The following is a 17632-nucleotide window of genomic DNA, read 5'->3' as shown; positions in this document are numbered from 1 at the left end:
GGCCGAAAAAATTTGCTAAACTGGCGGCCGTTCCGAATTATCCGTTATCGAGGCAGTATGTTGGAGTTTGAAGGTCAGGTTATCGACACTGACGCGCAGGGCTATCTGAAAAACAGCGCCGACTGGCATGAGGGCCTGGCGCCGCTGCTGGCCGCGCAGGAAGAGATCGTGCTCACCGAAGCACACTGGGAAGTGGTGCGCTTCGTGCGCGACTTCTATCAGGAATTCAATACTTCGCCGGCTATTCGCATGCTGGTCAAAGCCATAGCGCAGAAATACGGCGAAGAAAAAGGCAACAGCCGCTATCTGTATCGCCTGTTTCCGAAAGGGCCGGCCAAACAAGCCACCAAAATCGCCGGCTTGCCGAAACCGGTGAAATGCATCTGACCGCTCAGCCCGCAGCGCCGCTGCAGGCGAGCATTCAGTAGCGAATGCCAAACTCGGCGTAATCGGCCACCCCCTGCGGCTCCACCAGCACGCGTTCGACGCGCGCGCTGCGCGGGCCGCCCTGTTTCAACCACTCCACCAGCTTATCCACCTGCGCCTGTGTGCCGCAGGCCACCACCTGAACGCTGCCGTCATCGAGATTGCGCGCATAGCCGGTCACCCCCAACGCCTCGGCCTGCCGCTGAGTGGAATAGCGGAACCCTACCCCCTGCACCACGCCATACACATACGCAGCAATGCAAACTTGTGTCATAATCGCCCCCTTAATTCAGTTTTCATTATGGCATTGCCGTGCCTTTGCACCGCCGTGTCACTCTTTCTATCCTAGCTGGCAGCATTATTAATTATGACCGTACGCCTGTTTCTCGCCAAAGGACGTGAAAAGTCCTTACTCCGTCGCCACCCTTGGGTGTTCTCCGGCGCCGTTCAACGCGTTGAGGGTAAAGCCCTCTCCGGTGAAACCATCGATATCCTCGACAGCCAGGGCAAGTGGCTGGCGCGCGGCGCCTATTCGCCCGAGTCGCAGATCCGCGCACGCGTCTGGACTTTCCAACAGGATGAAGAGATTAACATCGATTTCTTCATTCGCCGCCTGCAGCAAGCGCAAAGCTGGCGTGATTGGGTCGCGCAGCGTGACGGTCTGGACGGATACCGCCTGATCGCCGGCGAGTCCGACGGCCTGCCGGGCATCACTATCGATCGCTTCCAGAATTTCCTGGTGCTGCAGCTGCTGTCCGCCGGTGCCGAATACCAGCGCCCGGCCCTGCTTTCCGCCCTGCAGCATTGCTACCCGGAATGTTCGATTTACGATCGCTCCGACGTTGCGGTGCGTAAAAAAGAAGGCCTGCCGCTGGCGCAGGGCCCGGTGCTGGGCGATCTGCCGCCGGAACTGCTGCCTATTACCGAGCACGGCATGAAGCTGCTGGTGGACATTCAGCAAGGGCACAAGACCGGTTTCTACCTCGACCAGCGCGACAGTCGCCTGGCGGCGCGGAACTACTCTGCCGGCCGCCGGGTGCTGAACTGCTTCTCCTACACCGGCGCCTTCGCCGTTTCCGCTCTGATGGGCGGCTGCGAGCAAGTGATCAGCGTGGATACCTCACAGGCGGCGCTGGACATCGCAAAACAGAATGTCGAGCTCAACAAGCTGGACCTGAGCAAGGCGGAGTTCGTCCGCGATGACGTGTTCCAACTGCTGCGCAACTACCGCGCTCAAGGCGAAAAATTCGATCTGATCATCATGGATCCGCCTAAGTTCGTCGAGAACAAGAATCAGTTGGCCAGCGCCTGCCGCGGCTACAAAGACATCAACATGCTGGCGCTGCAGTTGCTGAATCCAGGCGGCATTCTGCTCAGCTTCTCCTGCTCCGGCCTGATGCCGACCGACCTGTTCCAGAAAATTTTGGCCGATGCCGCTGTAGATGCCGGACGTGATGTACAATTTATAGAGCAGTTCCGCCAGGCTGCCGATCACCCGGTGATCGCCACGTATCCTGAGGGGCTGTATCTGAAAGGCTTCGCTTGTCGGGTGATGTAACTTGAAATGCGCTGCCTTGCCCCCATATATGAGCAAGGCATTGTTTCTCAGGAGGTCATCATGATTGCCAGCAAATTCGGTATCGGACAACAGGTTAGGCATAAACTGCTGGGGTATTTAGGCGTCGTGATCGATATCGACCCGGAATACTCTTTAGAACAACCCAAAGCTGACGAGATAGCGGCGAACGACGAACTGCGTTCCGCCCCTTGGTACCACGTGGTGATGGAAGACGAGGAAGGCCAACCGGTGCACACCTATCTGGCGGAAGCGCAGCTGGATGGCGAGCCCCAGGAAGCGCACCCCGAGCAACCATCGCTGGATGAACTGGCGGAATCCATCCGTCACCAGTTACAGGCGCCACGTTTGCGCAATTGACCGCGCCAAGACCTGAGAAACCCCGAGAGGGCCCGGCATCGCGCCAGGCCCTTTTTTATTTAGCGCTCCAGCCCTAAACGCGGTATTTCTATTTTCGGGCAGCGATCCATCACCACGCGCAGCCCAGCCTGTTGCGCCAGCGCCGCCGCCTGATCGTTAATCACCCCTATCTGCAGCCACAGCGCCCTGGCGCCGATCGCTATCGCCTCTTGCGCCACGCCGTAAGCCGCCTCCGAATTGCGAAACACGTCAACCATATCCACCGGCTGTGGGATAGCGGCCAGCGTAGGGTAAACCGGCTGCCCCAGCAGCGTCTGCCCCGCCAGTTTTGGGCTGACCGGTATCACCTGATACCCTTGTGCCAACAGATACGCCATCACCCCATAGCTGGGCCGCGACGGGTTATCGCTGGCGCCGACCAGCGCGATAGTTTTCACTTGCTGCAACAGCTCAACAATCTCTTGATCTTGCATCTTCAACTCCCGTTTATCACTGCGTCACTTTCCATTTCGAGTGTAACCGATCGGCATTCGCTCAGTTAAACGTAACGCGAGGGAAACTTCACCGCAATCTTATGGTCAGAGGCTGTCGCGGTTCAGCTACGCACGGTCGTGTCTAATCGCGATAAAATATGTAAAAATGTAAACAAAATGCCAGATTGAAAAATTTTGACACAACCTATGCCGTGTTCAACACTTAGAGCTACGTCACTTTATAAGGAGATAATGATGAAATTTGGTCTGGTGGTTGCGGCGTTGCTCAGCATCAGTATGCCTGCCGCGGCTACGACCCTGAAACTCTCCCCGGACATCGACCTGCTGGTGGTCGACGGCAAGAAAATGACAGGTTCGTTGTTAAAAGGTGCCGACAGCCTTGAACTGGACGGCGGGCAGCACCAGTTGCTGTTTAAAGTGACCAAAACCGTACGCTCCGGCCAGCATACACAGGCCTATACGTCCCTGCCGCTGGTTGCCACCTTCAATACGCAAAAGATCAGCCAAGTGGCGATCGAACTGCCGCGTATCGAGAACGATCGTGATGCGCAACGCTTTGACAGAACGTTAAATTATCTGGTGGTCGATAAAGACGGCAACGCCTTGCCATTCCGGCATGATGCGCTGCATCCCGACAGCGTCACCTTCAATACCGATTTGGAAAAGGTGATGACCGATTACAACCGCCAGAACCGCCCGGCCTCCGTTCCGGCCTTTGTGCAGGCGAACGCAGGCAATCCCTCAACCCTCGCGTTGGCCGGCGCGCCGCTGAATGCCCCGACGGTGACGTTGAAAGGTGAGAACGTGTCGGAACAGATGTTGCAATACTGGTTCCAACAGGCCGACAAGGAAACACAGAAGCGTTTTCTACGCTGGGCCAATAAACAACCGATTCGCTGATCCCTCCCGGCGTCTTTCCCCGCAAAGGCGCCTTTTCTTCGCATTTTCAGGCGCAAACGCTAGGCAGTGAAAAACAGTTTCAGTAATCTGTCGCACATCCCCCTGATTAGCGAAGGACACCGAGATGGAATTGACTACCCGCACTATCGCCGCGCGCAAACATATTGCGCTGGTGGCGCACGATCACCGCAAACAGGCCCTGTTGGAGTGGGTAGAAAGCCACAAGACCATTCTTGCGCAGCATCAGCTTTACGCCACCGGCACGACCGGTAATCTGATCCAGCGCGCCAGCGGCATTCCCGTCACCAGCATGCTGAGTGGCCCGATGGGCGGCGATCAGCAGGTTGGCGCACTGATTGCGGAAGGCAAGATAGACATGCTGATCTTCTTCTGGGATCCGCTGAACGCGGTGCCGCACGATCCGGACGTGAAGGCGCTGCTACGGCTGGCGACCGTATGGAATATTCCGGTGGCCACCAACCGCTCGACCGCAGACTTTCTGATCGACTCTCCGCTGTTCAAAAACGAGGTGGAGATCGCTATTCCCGACTATCAGCGCTACCTGCAAGACCGCCTGAAATAGTCCTCCCGGCCTGGCTGCCGCCAGGCCCGAGCTTACGGTTTTTTCTGCACCGGTACGCCAAGATCCTGCAGGTGTTCAACGAATACCGAAGGGCGTTCACGATCCTGCAACAGCCATACCTGATGTTTAGCTCGAGTTAACGCGACATACAGCAGACGGCGTTCTTCGGCATCCGGGAAATCCTCCGGCCGCGGCAGTAGCACCTCTTCCAACACCGACTCGCGCGCCACGGCGGGGAAGCCGTCACGCCCCTCATGCAAACCGGCAATGATGACGTATTCCGCCTGCTGCCCCTTGCTGGCATGGATGGTCATAAACTCCAGATTCAGTTTAGGCCAACGGGTGGCCGCTTTCGCCAGCGCTTCCGGTTGCAGATGGTGGTAACGCGCCAGCACCAAGATGCGCTCATCCGGCTTGGCATAGCCGCTCAGTTTATCCAGCAAGGGCTCCAGTTGTTCGTGCGGCAGGATCGCCACCGACTTTTTATTGCCCTTGCTCAGGCTGTTGAGCGGTTTTTTCAGCTGGTGCGGGTTTTGCTGCACAAACCGGTTGGCCACCTCGCCGATACGTTCATTGAAGCGATAGGTGGTATCCAGCGCGCACTGCGCGCCTTCGCCGAAGTTCGTGGCGAAGGCCGTGGTTAACGTCAATTCTGCGCCGCTGAAGCGATAAATCGCCTGCCAGTCATCCCCCACCGCAAACAGGCAGGTCTGCTTGTTCTGTCGGCGCAATGCCGCCAGCAACAGTGCACGCTGCGGTGAGATATCCTGAAACTCGTCGACCAGAATATGTTTCCACGGACTGACGAAGCGCCCCTTGTCGAGAATGTTGACTGCCTGATGGATCAGGCCGGAGAAGTCCACCGCCCCTTCCTCTTTCAAGGCGCTTTTCCAGGCTTTCAGCAGCGGCGCCATCAGCCGGATGCGTTTTGAAAACAGATCGCGGATTTCTTCATCCGCCTGCTCAATCATTTCCGCCTGGCTGCCGCCGTGCATGCGCATCAGCCCCAACCAGCGTTCCAACCGGCTTGCCAGGCGATCCGCCAGGCGCTTATCCTGCCAGAAGTCGCCTTCCGGCACTTCCCATTCCAGCTCTTCGGTCAACCATTGACGCCACCCCTTGGCCTGCGCTTTCTTCTCCGCGCACTGTTGGCGCCAATGGGTAATCAGCAGCTCTTTGCGCGCTTTGGCATCGGTTTCCAACCGGCTGATGGCCGGCGCTTTGCGGCTGCCTTGCTGAATGATTTGCAGCGCCAAGGCATGGAAGGTCTTGGCCTGAATGCCGACATCGCCCAAACGTTCTTTGATGCGGTCGTTCATCTCGCCGGCAGCCTGACGGCCGAACGCCAACAGCAAGATTTGCCCCGGTTCCGCCTCCTGACGGCGCAGCAGCCAGCCGGCGCGCGCCACCAGCACCGACGTTTTGCCACTGCCGGCGCCGGCCAACACCAGCACGGAATCCTCGCCATTGACCACCGCGCGGCTCTGGGAGTCATTGAGCGGTGAGCTTTCGACGGTCTGGAAGAAGTCGTGATGTTGCTCCAGCATGCGATCGGTCCACTGCCGGTTGCGTTGTTCAACGCTGCGTTGCCCCTGCTGCAGCCATTGCAGACACAGATGGTAATCGGCCCGGCAGTTATCGAATTCATCCAGGCGCGCTACCGGCATCGGCAGCACGGAGAAAGCCTCACGGATTTGCTGTTGCAGCTTGCCCAGCTCAGACTTTTTGAACCATTTATCTTGCTGCTCTATGCGCTGAATCTGTGCCACCTGCTGTTGCAACACGCCGGCGCTGACCTCACTCATTTCGGCGCTCCACTGCTGCCACGCCTGCTGCAGATAGTGATAAAAACGCTGCGTTTCCTGCCATTCGGTGCCGTGCAGCCGCACCACTTTTTCGTCCGGCAATTCAAATTCCAGCTCGCCCCAGACGATGCCGCGCTTGCACCTGACCTGAATCAGTTGATTGAAGGGGATCAGGTATTCATGTTTTTCCCCGCTCACCTCAACGCCGGCGTGCAGCAACCGCACGCGGTTATAAGGGTGCTGAGCCAGGTGTTTCCCCAGCGATGTCGCTTTAAGTTCCATATCGTCGCGCCATGACTATGTTGAGAGTAAATAACGGATATCTGCCAGTTTACCTGCGATAAGCAGTGGCACTCTAGCGCTAAAAAAAGGGTAGAATAGATTTTGCGTTTTTATCGTGAATACGCCCGCATCGCGGTTTGGCTATCATTAGAGCAGAATGACGTCTATGCGTACTGTACTGAATATTCTTAATTTTGTGTTGGGCGGTTTCTTCACCACGCTAGGCTGGCTTATTGCTACGGTGTTCAGCGTGCTGCTGGTCATCACACTGCCGCTTACCCGCTCCTGTTGGGAAATCACCAAGCTGTCGCTGGTGCCGTTCGGCAACGAAGCGATACACGTCGATGAACTGTATCCGGAAAAAAGCAATGCGCTGCTCTCCGCCGGCGGCTCGCTGCTCAACATTATTTGGCTAGTGCTGTTCGGCTGGTGGCTGTGCCTGTCACACATCGCCGCCGGTATCGTGCAATGCGTTTCAATCATCGGCATTCCGGTCGGTATCGCCAATTTCAAAATAGCCGCCATCGCGCTGTGGCCGGTGGGGCGCCGCGTCGTCTCGGTAGAAATGGCTCAGCAAGCGCGTATTGAGAATGCTCGCCGCCACTATCATCAGCGTTAATTTTTTCTCCGTTTGAGGAGTTTTTCGTGCGCTCTTTTGCACCCGCAGTTCGTCGTTATACCTACAACAGCAACCTGCTGTATCACCTGCGCATCCTTATTGCGCTGATCGGCACCACCGCCGTTCCCTGGTGGCTGGGCATTCCCAAGCTGACTATCCCGCTGACGCTGGGCGTGGTGGCAGCGGCACTGACCGATTTGGACGACCGCCTGGCCGGCAGGTTACGCAACCTGCTGATCACGCTGGTGTGCTTCTTTGTTGCCTCCGCGTCGATCGAGCTGCTGTTCCCCTATCCCTGGTTGTTCGCCCTTGGCTTAACCACGTCGACCTGCGGTTTTATCTTGCTGGGCGCCTTAGGGCAGCGTTACGCCACCATCGCCTTCGGCGCACTGCTGATCGCGGTTTACACCATGCTCGGCACCTCGATGTACGATGCCTGGTATCAGCAACCGCTGCTGCTGGTGATCGGCGCGCTGTGGTATAACCTGCTGACGCTGGCGGGCCACCTGCTGTTCCCTATCCGGCCGCTGCAAGAGAACTTGGCGCGCTGTTACGATCAACTGGCCAACTATCTGGATGCCAAGGCCAATCTGTTCGATCCCGACGCCGAACGCGCCGCCGACCTGCCATGGATGGATGTCGCGATGGCCAACAGCGCGTTGGTCGCGTTGCTGAACCAGACCAAAGCCTCGCTGCTGACGCGCCTGAAAGGCGATCGCGGCCAGCGCGGCACCCGCCGCACCTTGCACTACTATTTTGTCGCGCAGGATATCCACGAACGCGCCAGCTCTTCCCACGTTCAGTACCACGCGCTCAGCCGGCAATTCCGTCACAGCGATATTTTATTCCGCTTCCAGCGTTTGCTGAGCATGCAGGCGCGCGCCTGCCGCCAGTTGGCACAATCGATCCTGCTGCGGCAAAAATACCAGCACAACCCGCGTTTTGAGCCAGCCTTCAGCCGCATTCAGGAGGCCTTGGCGCGCATAGCCGAAACCCAGGGCAATTCAGAGCAAACCAAAGCGCTGGCGCACCTGCTGAAAAACCTGCATGCGATCGATGCGCAGCTGGCCAATATCGAGTCAGAGCAGACGCTGGCCAGCGGGCAGGCGGAAGAGAACAGCCTGGCCGACGATCGCTTAACCGGCTGGAGCGACATCCGACTGCGCATCAGCCGCCATTTGACGCCGCAGTCGGCCCTGTTCCGCCATGCGATCCGCATGTCGGCAGTGCTGTGCGTGGGTTACGCCTTCATCCAGCTCACCGGCATGCAGCACGGTTACTGGATCCTGTTGACCAGCCTGTTTGTCTGCCAACCGAACTACAACGCGACCCGCCGGCGCCTGGCGCTGCGCATCATCGGCACCCTGGCCGGTATCCTGATCGGCCTGCCAATCCTCTATTTCGTGCCTTCAGTGGAAGGACAACTGGTGTTGATCGTCATCACCGGTGTCTTGTTCTTCGCTTTTCGCACCGTACAGTATGCCCATGCAACGATGTTCATCACGCTGCTTGTGTTGCTGTGCTTTAACCTGTTGGGTGAAGGTTTCGAAGTAGCAGCCCCGCGCGTTTACGATACCTTATTGGGTTGCGCCATCGCCTGGGCGGCGGTCAGCTTTATCTGGCCGGACTGGAAGTTCCGCCAACTGCCGGCGGTGGTGGATAAAACGCTGAATGCCAACTGTCGCTATCTGGACGCCATTCTGGTGCAATATCATCAGGGTAAGGATAACGGGCTCGCTTACCGCATCGCGCGGCGAGATGCCCACAACAGCGATGCCGAACTGGCTTCGGTCATCTCCAACATGTCCGCCGATCCCAAGGCCGACAAGGCGTTGCAGGAAGCCGCCTTCCGTCTGCTCTGCCTGAACCATACTCTCCTGAGTTATATCTCGGCGTTGGGGGCGCACCGCGAGCGGTTGAATACCCCTGCCACACTCGATCTGCTCAATGATGCCGTGTGTTACGTGGACGGCGCCTTGCATCAGGAAGAACGGAACAGCCAGCGCATTGCGCAAGCGCTGGAACAGCTGGCGGAGCGTATTCGCAAAGCCGTTCCAGAACCTGAAAGCAAAGAACAGTTGGTCTTGCAGCAGGTGGGGCTAATGCTCGAGCTGCTGCCGGAACTCACCGCACTCCATACCCAAATCAATAAGGCAACCTAATTATTCAGGGCCCGCTTGATGGGCCCTGAACTACTGGCTCATGGCCATGGCGACGCATAGCCATCGTATGATCGAACCAGCGCACCAGTTCGTTGCGCAATTCGGTCGGCAACGCCGCCTGATGATAACCGGCTATCGCGCCGCCCAGCGACAGCAGCACGCGCAGACCCAGATTGGTCTGCTGTTGCAGCAGGCGAAGATAGCTACGTTTAGCGCCATGCAGCCGCAGGTCATAGGCATTGCGAATACCCGCTCGCCATAGCAAGCGCTCCATGTTGACATCTATATTCGGCAATGCCTTCAATCTGCCGTGATCGCCGGCCTTGAGCCGCTGTTCTCGGCGCGCTTCCCTGATAGCCTGCCAGGCCAGCCCTACCAGCTCGTTGCGTTCCCGCCACAGCGACTCGTCAACCCAGTAATAGCGCAAGGTGATGGGCACACCGCGCTTGGAATAGACCATATTGACCATGCCCCGGGCGCGAAAGGCCGGTTCCATGCTCGCCGTAGCCCGCAAGTACAATTCACCTTCCGCTACCACCGCAAACATTACTCCTTCAGCCAGCAGCCCATAGCCGCCAAACTGTGATCGTGTGGTGATGGCGCCCAGCGCCGCAAAGCAATTTTTAGCCTGCGCGATTCTTCTCGTCGACATCCTTTTCATAGCGTTCCTCCTTTTTAGGTTCTGGCCGTATTATTTCTCTCATCAATGAAAAAAGTAACGTGAACAACTAATTAGAAAAATACGCACTATCCGCCCGCCTGCCAATCACAAAAATCGTCGGTACAAAAAATGATCGCAATTATGCGAGCCGCTACGAAAATTTGGGTTGATCTTATCCTAAATCAGGGATACTGTATAAACATACAGTAACACGACGGGCGGGAACTTTATGCGTACTCAATCACTCTACCAACCTCATTTCGGCCATGGCTCTTATACAACGCGCAATGTTGCGAAGAACACGGATATCGGCAAAGAGAATGGCTTGATCAGTGAACTTGTTTACAACGAGCGCCAGCCCGCAGTGGCTCAATTACTGTTGCCCCTGCTGCTGCAATTGGGCAAGCAGTCTCGCTGGCTTCTGTGGCTGACGCCGCAGCAAAAATTAAGCAAGCAATGGCTGCAGCAATCCGGCCTGCCTGTCGATAAAATGGTGCAATTGAGCCAAATCAGCCCGGTGAATACGGTTGAGGCGATGGAAAAAGCGCTGCAAACGGGAAATTACAGCGTGGTTCTCGGCTGGTTGCCCGAGCTAACGGAGGAGGATCGTCTAAAATTAAGACGTGCGGCAGAATTGGGTAATGCCTATGGGTTTATCATGCGCCCTCAACGTGACATTAGCCCGACTCACGGACATTGTTCCACCCTAAAAATTCACTCTTCTTTGTATCATTAAGTAAATTTAGGATTTTTCCCATCATTTTCGCACCCCCTAAGCGGAACCTTTGCGGGGGAAGGCAAAAAGCTAGTCCGGCTGCGGTTTGGCAGGCAAAAACGCGCGATGAATCGCCGTTTTTTTAGGCTGAGAATGTTAGCAAATATGTACGATTCCGCGTTTTTTTTTAGAGCCTTATCACATCACACTTGTAACTTTCGCGCCACGTTGTAGACTTTACATCGCCAAGGTTGCTCTATAACGTCAGAAAAACTGGCGAGTAACAAACGAGGGCTTAAACCTTGGCGAAGGAATTTAACCAAGGGCTTAAACAGCTTTAAAGCTCATTGCCTATTTGGATGATAACGAGGCGCAAAATGAAAAAGACAGCTATCGCATTAGCAGTGGCACTGGCAGGTTTCGCTACCGTAGCGCAAGCCGCTCCAAAAGATAACACCTGGTACACCGGTGCTAAACTGGGCTGGTCCCAGTACCATGACACTGGTTTCTACGGCAACGGTTACCAGAACGGTATCGGCAACGGCCCAACCCATAAAGATCAGCTGGGTGCCGGCGCGTTCCTGGGCTACCAGGCAAACCAATACCTGGGCTTCGAGCTGGGCTATGACTGGCTCGGCCGCATGCCTTACAAAGGCAGCGTGAACAACGGTGCTTTCAAAGCGCAGGGCGTTCAACTGGCCGCTAAACTGAGCTACCCAATTGCTGACGATCTGGACATCTACACTCGTCTGGGTGGTATGGTATGGCGTGCAGACTCCAAAGCTAACTACGGCCGTACTGGTCAGCGTCTGAGCGACCACGACACCGGCGTTTCTCCGCTGGCTGCTGTTGGTGTTGAATACGCACTGACCAAAAACTGGGCTACCCGTCTGGATTACCAGTTCGTAAGCAACATCGGTGACGCAGGTACCGTTGGCGCACGTCCAGACAACACCATGCTGAGCCTGGGCGTTTCTTACCGCTTCGGTCAGGATGACGTAGTTGCTCCAGCACCAGCTCCGGCTCCAGCTCCAGTTGTTGAAACCAAGCGTTTCACTCTGAAGTCTGACGTGCTGTTCAACTTCAACAAATCTACTCTGAAAGCAGAAGGCCAGCAGGCTCTGGATCAGCTGTACACCCAGCTGAGCTCCATGGATCCTAAAGACGGCTCCGTAGTTGTTCTGGGTTACACCGACGCCGTTGGTTCTGACCAGTACAACCAGAAACTGTCTGAACAACGCGCACAGAGCGTTGTTGACTACCTGGTCTCCAAAGGCATCCCGTCAGACAAAATCTCTGCACGTGGTATGGGTGAAGCAGATGCAGTTACAGGCAACACCTGTGGCTACAAATCTGGCCGCGCTACCAAAGCTCAGATCGCTTGCCTGGCACCAGATCGTCGCGTAGAGATCGAAGTTAAAGGTATCAAAGACGTTGTAACTCAGCCTCAGGGCTAAGTTTACTCGCCTAATAAAAAACCCCGCCAATGCGGGGTTTTTTTTCGTCCTCTTGTTGCCAGAACATTCAATGCCTGGCGCCATAGAGGCGTTCTCACGCGCTTACTTGGAATCTTTGCCCAGAATCGCCTTCAAGTCTTCTTTCAACGACGACATCTGGTTCGCATACTTTTCTTTGCGTTCAGCGTCTTCGATAAGCTGCACAACGGTTTCCGACAGCGTAACGCCACGGCGGCGCGCCAGGGCAGCCAATCGTTGCCAAACCAAAAACTCCAGATCGATAGATTTTTTACGCGTATGCTGATGTTCTGCGTTAAAATGACGTTTGCGGCGGGCGCGGATCGTTTGTTTCATCCGGTTATCCAGTTCCGGATTCATATGAGCGGCAATCCATGCAAGTACCTTGACCGGCTCATTTTCCAGCTTCAGCAGCTCGTTAACCGCCTCCTGAGCAGCGCTGTTTTCAATGTAGCGGGTAATGAGTTCCCCTTCCCGGTGCTTCTTCACCAGGTACTTCCATTTCCAACCGCTCTCCAGATTTTCCAGTTGCTGATATTTCATCTTGAGCTCTTCAGTGACCGCGTAACTTCAAATAAGCATAACAGCTTTGCGCCGAATTTCCCCGGCAATTAAACCGTCTTTTAGACTGTTTTTTGCACAGTCACCGCGCGATGTCAAACTCCCTGATGCCAACTGGCACTCCGCATGTATCAAGCCGCCGTTATTCTTGTATAATCGCCCTTTCCCTTTTTAACGATTGCATCTAACACTTTGACCAATAACCGACTTGAATGGCAATCTTTATTGCCGGACGTAACGCCTTATCAGGCGATATTTGATACCGCCGCTCAGTTGGCACCCGTGCCCTTTTCCGCCATTCAGCCTCGGCTGGAAAATGCCCTGACGCTATTTTGCCACCCCCAATCGCCACCGCGTTTCATGCTGTTGAAAGCGCAAGAAACGCGTGAGTATCTGGAACTGATCGCTCACGCCGTCAAACCACTGCTGCCGAAAAATACGGCATGCCGCGGCAGCCACTATGTCATTCAGGATGGCAAGGTCAGCGTCGAGCCTGCCAGCCGTGGCGATGAACCTTTTGCCGCCGGCGGCGCTTGTCTGTTCCAGGAGTGGATTGAGCCGGAACAGCTGTTTGGCTGCGTACGGATCCACAATGGCGACATTACCCTGCAACCGGGTCTGGTGCACCAGGCCAACGGCGGCATTCTGATTCTGTCGGCGCGGGCGCTGCTTGCTCAGCCGTTGCTGTGGCTGCGGCTGAAACAGATGATCGGCCAGCGTCAGTTCCACTGGGTATCGCCAGACGAAACCCGCCCGCTGCCGGTAGCCATTCCACCGATGCCGCTGGATCTGCGGCTGATTGTAGTCGGCGACCGTCACGGCCTGGCCGATTTTCACGATATCGAGCCGGAACTGAGCGAACAAGCGATCTACGGTGAATTCGAAGACGATCTGCAGCTGACTGAAGTTGATGATATGGCGCAGTGGTGCGGTTACGTCAACGGCGTGATTGCCGACCAGCAGTTGCCGATGCTGGCGACCGACGCCTGGCCGCCGCTGATCGTCCAGGCTGTGCGTTACAGTGGCGATCAGGGCATACTGCCACTCTCGCCGGTTTGGATTGGCCAGCAGCTATCCGAAGCCGCACTGTATGCCGAAGAAGATCGCATTACGGCCAAAGCGTTCGAGGCGGCGTTAAATGCCCGAGAATGGCGTGAAAGCTATCTGGCCGAGCGTATGCAGGATGAGATTGAGTTGGGTCAGATCCTGATTGAGACCGAGGGTGAAGTGGTCGGACAGATCAACGGTCTGTCAGTCCTGGATTATCCCGGTCATCCACGCAGCTTTGGCGAACCGTCGCGCATCAGTTGCGTTGTGCATCTCGGCGACGGCGAGTTCACCGACGTCGAGCGCAAAGCTGAACTGGGCGGCAACCTGCATGCTAAAGGCATGATGATCATGCAGGCGTTCCTGATCGCCGAACTGGATCTTGATCAGCAACTGCCCTTCTCCGCTTCCATCGTCTTTGAGCAATCTTATGGTGAAGTGGACGGTGACAGCGCCTCGCTGGCTGAGCTGTGCGCATTGATCAGCGCCCTGTCACAGCAACCGATCACCCAGCAGATCGCCGTCACCGGCTCCGTCGACCAATTCGGCAACGTACAGCCGATAGGTGGCGTTAACGAAAAGATCGAAGGTTTCTTCGAGGTTTGTGTACGCCGCGGTCTGACGGGCAAACAGGGCGTCGTATTGCCCGCGACCAACGTGCGCCACCTGTGCCTGCGCCAGGATATCGTCGACGCGGTACGCGAAGGGCAATTCCATCTGTGGGCGGTAGAGAGCGCGGCGGAAGCCTTGCCTTTGCTCACAGGTTGCCTCTACTCTGACGAACAACAGCCGAATTTGTTGGCGGCCATTCAGGAACGGATTGCGCAGGTGAGCCTGCAGGAACGCCGTCGTCCGTGGCCGCTGCGCTGGCTCAACTGGTTCAACCACGGCTGATCGGACTTGTTCAGCGTACACGTGTTAGCTAACCTGCGTCCTTCATTAAAATAAGGCTTACTGAGAACATGGTAGATAAACGCGATTCCTATACGAAAGAAGACCTCGAAGCATCCGGCCGTGGCGAGCTGTTCGGCGCCGGTGGCCCACCGTTGCCGGCAGGTAACATGTTGATGATGGACCGCGTGGTCAAGATGACCGAAGACGGCGGGACTCACAACAAAGGTTATGTGGAAGCGGAGCTGGATATTAATCCGGACCTATGGTTCTTCGGTTGCCACTTTATCGGCGATCCGGTCATGCCAGGCTGTCTGGGCCTGGATGCAATGTGGCAGTTGGTCGGTTTCTACCTCGGTTGGCTGGGTGGCGAAGGCAAAGGCCGCGCGCTGGGCGTTGGTGAAGTCAAGTTTACCGGCCAGGTGCTGCCAACCGCGAAAAAAGTGACCTACCGTATTAACTTCAAACGCGTCATCACCCGTAAGCTGATCATGGGCGTCGCCGATGGCGAAGTGCTGGTTGACGGTGAAGTGATCTATACCGCCACCGATCTGAAAGTGGGTCTGTTCAAGGATACCACAGCGTTCTAATCACGCAGACAAGAGGGCGGCCATCGTCTTCTTTGCTAATGCTCTTCGCATGCATGCCATCACGCCCAGCGTGATGGCATTTCTTTCTCTTACCGTTTAAAGACTACCCACCTCCTTTAATCGCCCGCTACCGAACCGGTTTATCCCGCATGTCTCTACCGAAACGGACAAAGCCACAGGCCGGTTGAGCGCCCCCTCCCCACAGCCAGCTATCGACACGATAGCGGTTTTTGCGTCCGGTTATTTTCTTGCCCCTTAAAATCACCTAGTATAACCATCCACGTAACTACAATAAATGTACCGACAAAGGGCCGATATGCAAAAAACCCGCTTTAGCGATGCACCTTGCCCCGTCGCACGTTCATTAGATCGTGTCGGAGAATGGTGGAGCATCCTGATCCTGCGTGATGCCTTTCAGGGGTTGTCCAAATTCGACGAATTCCAACAAAGCCTGGGGATGTCACCGACTCTCCTGGCCCGACGCCTGAAGGATTTGGTGGCCCACGGCATTCTGCATAAGCAACGTTATCAAACGCGGCCGGTCCGCTATCAGTATCTGCTCACCGAACGCGGCAACGATTTTCTCCCCGTGCTGGCAGCTCTCTCAGAATGGGGCAATCGCCATTTGATCGACGGTGACATTAGCGCCTTGTTAGTCGACAGCCGCACCGATCGGCCGATCCAGGTCCAGTTGGTCAATATCGATAGCCAACAACCGGTGCCGCCGCAGTTTATTACGCTGGCGCCAGGGCCTGCGGCAAATGAAGGCATACATCAACGCGCCGCACTGATGCGGCAACGGCGCCTCGCCGATTTATCCGAACTTACCAAGGAGTCGTCATGAGCAATCGTCGTATCGTTATTACCGGCATGGGTGCCGTTTCACCGTTAGGGTGCGGCGTGGAGACCATCTGGCAACGTTTGTTAAAAGGAGAGTCCGGCATTCGGGCTTTACCTGACGAGATCGTTGCAGATTTACCGATCAAGGTCGGAGGTCAGGTTCCGGCGCTGGCGCAGGATGCTGAAGCGGGCTTCAACCCCGACGCTTCCGTCGCCCCCAAAGACCAAAAGAAAATGGATCGCTTTATCCTGTTTGCCATGGCGGCGGCGGATGAAGCCGTTCGTCAGGCCGGCTGGATAGCCGATACGGAGGAAAAACAAGAGCGCACCGCCACCGTCATCGCCTCGGGCATTGGCGGCTTTCCGGCGATTGCCCAGGCGGTACGCACCACCGACAACCGCGGCGCCAAGCGCCTGTCGCCCTTCACCATCCCCTCTTTCCTGGTCAATCTGGCGGCCGGCCATGTTTCCATCAAGCATCACTTCAAAGGCCCGATTGGCGCACCGGTCACCGCCTGTGCGGCCGGCGTGCAAGCCATTGGCGACGCCGTGCGTCTGATCCGCAATGATGAGGCCGATATCGCGCTGTGCGGCGGTACCGAAGCCGCTATCGACACCGTCAGCCTGGGCGGATTCGCCGCCGCGCGCGCTATGTCCACCGCACCGGCCGAGTTGGCAAGGCAGGCTTCTCGGCCTTTTGACAGCGCGCGAGACGGATTTGTCATGGGGGAAGGCGCCGGCATGCTGGTGATTGAAACGCTGGAACACGCGCGGGCGCGCGGCGCCACACCGCTCGCGGAAATCGTCGGTTATGGCACCAGCGCCGACGCCTACCACATGACCTCCGGTGCCGAAGACGGCAACGGTGCTTATCGGGCGATGAAAACCGCGTTGAAGCAGGCGAACGTCGCCCCAGAAGAGGTTCAGCATTTAAACGCGCACGCGACCTCAACGCCCGTGGGCGATCTGGGTGAAATCAATGCCATCAAACACCTGTTTGGCACGACAGGGAGCGTCGCGGTAACCTCGACAAAATCCGCCACCGGGCACCTGCTCGGCGCCGCCGGCGGGCTGGAAACCATCTTTACCGCCTTGGCTCTGCGCGACCAGATCGCCCCGGCGACGCTGAATCTGGACAATCCCGATCCGGCGGCGGCAGGTTTGCACCTGGTCGCGAAACGGGCTGAATCGATGAGCATAACCTACGCCTTATCGAACGGCTTCGGCTTTGGCGGCGTGAATGCGAGTATTCTACTGAAACGCTGGCAGGACGAATAAACGGCACAAACAAAAACCTCCGCCAAGGGCGGAGGTTATTCCTTTTATTTGACAGGGAGCCGCTTAAGCGGTCACAGCCCTGTCTTCCATGGCTTCTCGCCAACCTCCCAGCCATTGAGACCGGGCGTCCACCGATGATTGGTAGGGACAATGTTCCCTGGAACGCCCTAAAATACCTGCCTGATACCCTCTCGAATGCGCCCTTTCCAGACGATCGCGTTTCTGTCTCTTCATGCCTCGTTTCCCTCATTTTGGTCTGGTGGAAAGAAAACAATGGCTGCTTTTTGCGCAGCCACGAGTAATCAATAGCGCTAAAAGAAGAGAAGATCAATGCGCAAAATTCACGCCAATGTCATATTTGTGAGCT

19 protein-coding genes are annotated in these 17632 nt (G+C 56.5%); 13 read left to right on the top strand and 6 right to left on the bottom strand.

Translation table 11 applies throughout. The features are described from left to right. Positions 1–57: 57 nt before the first annotated feature. Positions 58–387 carry a sulfurtransferase TusE gene (tusE, locus tag J0F90_RS08735; protein WP_033640790.1) on the top strand — a complete coding sequence of 110 codons (330 nt, stop codon included), beginning with the start codon at positions 58–60 and terminating at the stop codon, positions 385–387. Positions 388–421: 34 nt separating this feature from the next. Here tusE and yccX read toward each other — a convergent pair whose 3' ends face one another. Continuing rightward, the gene (gene yccX, locus J0F90_RS08730; RefSeq protein ID WP_033640791.1) at positions 422–700 is read right to left on the bottom strand and encodes an acylphosphatase; all 279 of its coding nucleotides are present in this window, start codon (positions 698–700) and stop codon (positions 422–424) included. A gap of 93 nt (positions 701–793) precedes the next feature. On the opposite strand from yccX, the gene rlmI reads away from it, so the two are divergent. Beyond that, the gene (rlmI, locus tag J0F90_RS08725; protein WP_033640792.1) at positions 794–1984 is read left to right on the top strand and encodes a 23S rRNA (cytosine(1962)-C(5))-methyltransferase RlmI; all 1191 of its coding nucleotides are present in this window, start codon (positions 794–796) and stop codon (positions 1982–1984) included. A gap of 60 nt (positions 1985–2044) precedes the next feature. Further along, complete coding sequence (gene hspQ / locus J0F90_RS08720; RefSeq protein WP_004928104.1) at positions 2045–2362, top strand: heat shock protein HspQ; 318 nt, start codon at positions 2045–2047, stop codon at positions 2360–2362. Between the two features lie 59 nt (positions 2363–2421). On the opposite strand, the gene J0F90_RS08715 is transcribed toward hspQ, so the two are convergent. After that, the gene (locus tag J0F90_RS08715) at positions 2422–2835 is read right to left on the bottom strand and encodes a CoA-binding protein (RefSeq protein WP_033640793.1); all 414 of its coding nucleotides are present in this window, start codon (positions 2833–2835) and stop codon (positions 2422–2424) included. A 255-nt stretch (positions 2836–3090) separates the two neighbouring features. Here J0F90_RS08715 and J0F90_RS08710 point away from each other — a divergent pair, with 255 nt between their 5' ends. Beyond that, positions 3091–3756, top strand: a complete 666-nt coding sequence (locus tag J0F90_RS08710) for a DUF2057 family protein (RefSeq protein WP_016928283.1) — start codon at positions 3091–3093, stop codon at positions 3754–3756. Between the two features lie 124 nt (positions 3757–3880). Next, complete coding sequence (locus J0F90_RS08705; RefSeq protein ID WP_016928284.1) at positions 3881–4339, top strand: methylglyoxal synthase; 459 nt, start codon at positions 3881–3883, stop codon at positions 4337–4339. A gap of 32 nt (positions 4340–4371) precedes the next feature. Here J0F90_RS08705 and helD read toward each other — a convergent pair whose 3' ends face one another. Continuing rightward, on the bottom strand, positions 4372–6426 hold the full coding sequence (gene helD / locus J0F90_RS08700; protein ID WP_033640794.1) for a DNA helicase IV: 2055 nt from the start codon (positions 6424–6426) through the stop codon (positions 4372–4374). A gap of 166 nt (positions 6427–6592) precedes the next feature. Between helD and J0F90_RS08695 the strand changes: the two genes are divergently transcribed. Continuing rightward, positions 6593–7045, top strand: coding sequence for a YccF domain-containing protein (locus tag J0F90_RS08695; protein WP_004928120.1), 453 nt, complete (start codon positions 6593–6595; stop codon positions 7043–7045). 26 nt (positions 7046–7071) lie between these two features. Then, complete coding sequence (gene yccS, locus J0F90_RS08690; protein ID WP_033640795.1) at positions 7072–9207, top strand: YccS family putative transporter; 2136 nt, start codon at positions 7072–7074, stop codon at positions 9205–9207. A 4-nt stretch (positions 9208–9211) separates the two neighbouring features. Here the strand turns inward: yccS and J0F90_RS08685 are convergent, their stop codons facing one another. Next, positions 9212–9868: a TfoX/Sxy family DNA transformation protein gene (locus J0F90_RS08685; protein ID WP_028128001.1), complete on the bottom strand. Its 657-nt coding sequence runs from the start codon at positions 9866–9868 to the stop codon at positions 9212–9214. A gap of 229 nt (positions 9869–10097) precedes the next feature. On the opposite strand from J0F90_RS08685, the gene sulA reads away from it, so the two are divergent. Then, entirely contained in the window at positions 10098–10604 is a 507-nt protein-coding gene (gene sulA, locus J0F90_RS08680; RefSeq protein WP_015377359.1) for an SOS-induced cell division inhibitor SulA, read from the top strand. A 356-nt stretch (positions 10605–10960) separates the two neighbouring features. Next, complete coding sequence (gene ompA / locus J0F90_RS08675; protein ID WP_015377358.1) at positions 10961–12040, top strand: porin OmpA; 1080 nt, start codon at positions 10961–10963, stop codon at positions 12038–12040. A 102-nt stretch (positions 12041–12142) separates the two neighbouring features. Here ompA and matP read toward each other — a convergent pair whose 3' ends face one another. Further along, on the bottom strand, positions 12143–12601 hold the full coding sequence (matP, locus tag J0F90_RS08670; protein ID WP_033640796.1) for a macrodomain Ter protein MatP: 459 nt from the start codon (positions 12599–12601) through the stop codon (positions 12143–12145). 210 nt (positions 12602–12811) lie between these two features. Between matP and J0F90_RS08665 the strand changes: the two genes are divergently transcribed. The 4 genes from J0F90_RS08665 to fabF all read left to right on the top strand — a co-directional run bounded on the left by J0F90_RS08665 (position 12812) and on the right by fabF (position 17265). Continuing rightward, on the top strand, positions 12812–14560 hold the full coding sequence (locus J0F90_RS08665; RefSeq protein ID WP_033640797.1) for an AAA family ATPase: 1749 nt from the start codon (positions 12812–12814) through the stop codon (positions 14558–14560). Positions 14561–14628: 68 nt separating this feature from the next. Beyond that, positions 14629–15147: a bifunctional 3-hydroxydecanoyl-ACP dehydratase/trans-2-decenoyl-ACP isomerase gene (fabA, locus tag J0F90_RS08660; RefSeq protein ID WP_004928144.1), complete on the top strand. Its 519-nt coding sequence runs from the start codon at positions 14629–14631 to the stop codon at positions 15145–15147. Positions 15148–15463: 316 nt separating this feature from the next. Then, positions 15464–15991, top strand: coding sequence for a winged helix-turn-helix transcriptional regulator (locus tag J0F90_RS08655; RefSeq protein WP_028127999.1), 528 nt, complete (start codon positions 15464–15466; stop codon positions 15989–15991). Then, positions 15988–17265 carry a beta-ketoacyl-ACP synthase II gene (fabF, locus tag J0F90_RS08650; RefSeq protein ID WP_016928293.1) on the top strand — a complete coding sequence of 426 codons (1278 nt, stop codon included), beginning with the start codon at positions 15988–15990 and terminating at the stop codon, positions 17263–17265. The genes J0F90_RS08655 and fabF overlap by 4 nt, the downstream gene beginning before the upstream one ends. A gap of 63 nt (positions 17266–17328) precedes the next feature. Here the strand turns inward: fabF and rmf are convergent, their stop codons facing one another. After that, entirely contained in the window at positions 17329–17499 is a 171-nt protein-coding gene (rmf, locus tag J0F90_RS08645) for a ribosome modulation factor (protein WP_004928150.1), read from the bottom strand. Positions 17500–17632: the final 133 nt, after the last annotated feature.

This window comes from Serratia marcescens subsp. marcescens ATCC 13880 (assembly GCF_017299535.1).
Lineage (GTDB): Bacteria > Pseudomonadota > Gammaproteobacteria > Enterobacterales > Enterobacteriaceae > Serratia > Serratia marcescens.
Note: the sequence above shows the minus strand (reverse complement) of the source record. Positions and strands in the feature narration are given on the sequence as shown.

Bases quoted from the DNA above. Each gene is read 5' to 3' on its own strand.
- tusE (WP_033640790.1), top strand. From the start codon at position 58: ATGTTGGAGTTTGAAGGTCAGGTTATCGACACTGACGCGCAGGGCTAT.
- yccX (WP_033640791.1), bottom strand. From the start codon at position 700: ATGACACAAGTTTGCATTGCTGCGTATGTGTATGGCGTGGTGCAGGGG.
- rlmI (WP_033640792.1), top strand. From the start codon at position 794: ATGACCGTACGCCTGTTTCTCGCCAAAGGACGTGAAAAGTCCTTACTC.
- hspQ (WP_004928104.1), top strand. From the start codon at position 2,045: ATGATTGCCAGCAAATTCGGTATCGGACAACAGGTTAGGCATAAACTG.
- J0F90_RS08715 (WP_033640793.1), bottom strand. From the start codon at position 2,835: ATGCAAGATCAAGAGATTGTTGAGCTGTTGCAGCAAGTGAAAACTATC.
- J0F90_RS08710 (WP_016928283.1), top strand. From the start codon at position 3,091: ATGAAATTTGGTCTGGTGGTTGCGGCGTTGCTCAGCATCAGTATGCCT.
- J0F90_RS08705 (WP_016928284.1), top strand. From the start codon at position 3,881: ATGGAATTGACTACCCGCACTATCGCCGCGCGCAAACATATTGCGCTG.
- helD (WP_033640794.1), bottom strand. From the start codon at position 6,426: ATGGAACTTAAAGCGACATCGCTGGGGAAACACCTGGCTCAGCACCCT.
- J0F90_RS08695 (WP_004928120.1), top strand. From the start codon at position 6,593: ATGCGTACTGTACTGAATATTCTTAATTTTGTGTTGGGCGGTTTCTTC.
- J0F90_RS08685 (WP_028128001.1), bottom strand. From the start codon at position 9,868: ATGAAAAGGATGTCGACGAGAAGAATCGCGCAGGCTAAAAATTGCTTT.
- sulA (WP_015377359.1), top strand. From the start codon at position 10,098: ATGCGTACTCAATCACTCTACCAACCTCATTTCGGCCATGGCTCTTAT.
- ompA (WP_015377358.1), top strand. From the start codon at position 10,961: ATGAAAAAGACAGCTATCGCATTAGCAGTGGCACTGGCAGGTTTCGCT.
- matP (WP_033640796.1), bottom strand. From the start codon at position 12,601: ATGAAATATCAGCAACTGGAAAATCTGGAGAGCGGTTGGAAATGGAAG.
- fabA (WP_004928144.1), top strand. From the start codon at position 14,629: ATGGTAGATAAACGCGATTCCTATACGAAAGAAGACCTCGAAGCATCC.
- J0F90_RS08655 (WP_028127999.1), top strand. From the start codon at position 15,464: ATGCAAAAAACCCGCTTTAGCGATGCACCTTGCCCCGTCGCACGTTCA.
- fabF (WP_016928293.1), top strand. From the start codon at position 15,988: ATGAGCAATCGTCGTATCGTTATTACCGGCATGGGTGCCGTTTCACCG.
- rmf (WP_004928150.1), bottom strand. From the start codon at position 17,499: ATGAAGAGACAGAAACGCGATCGTCTGGAAAGGGCGCATTCGAGAGGG.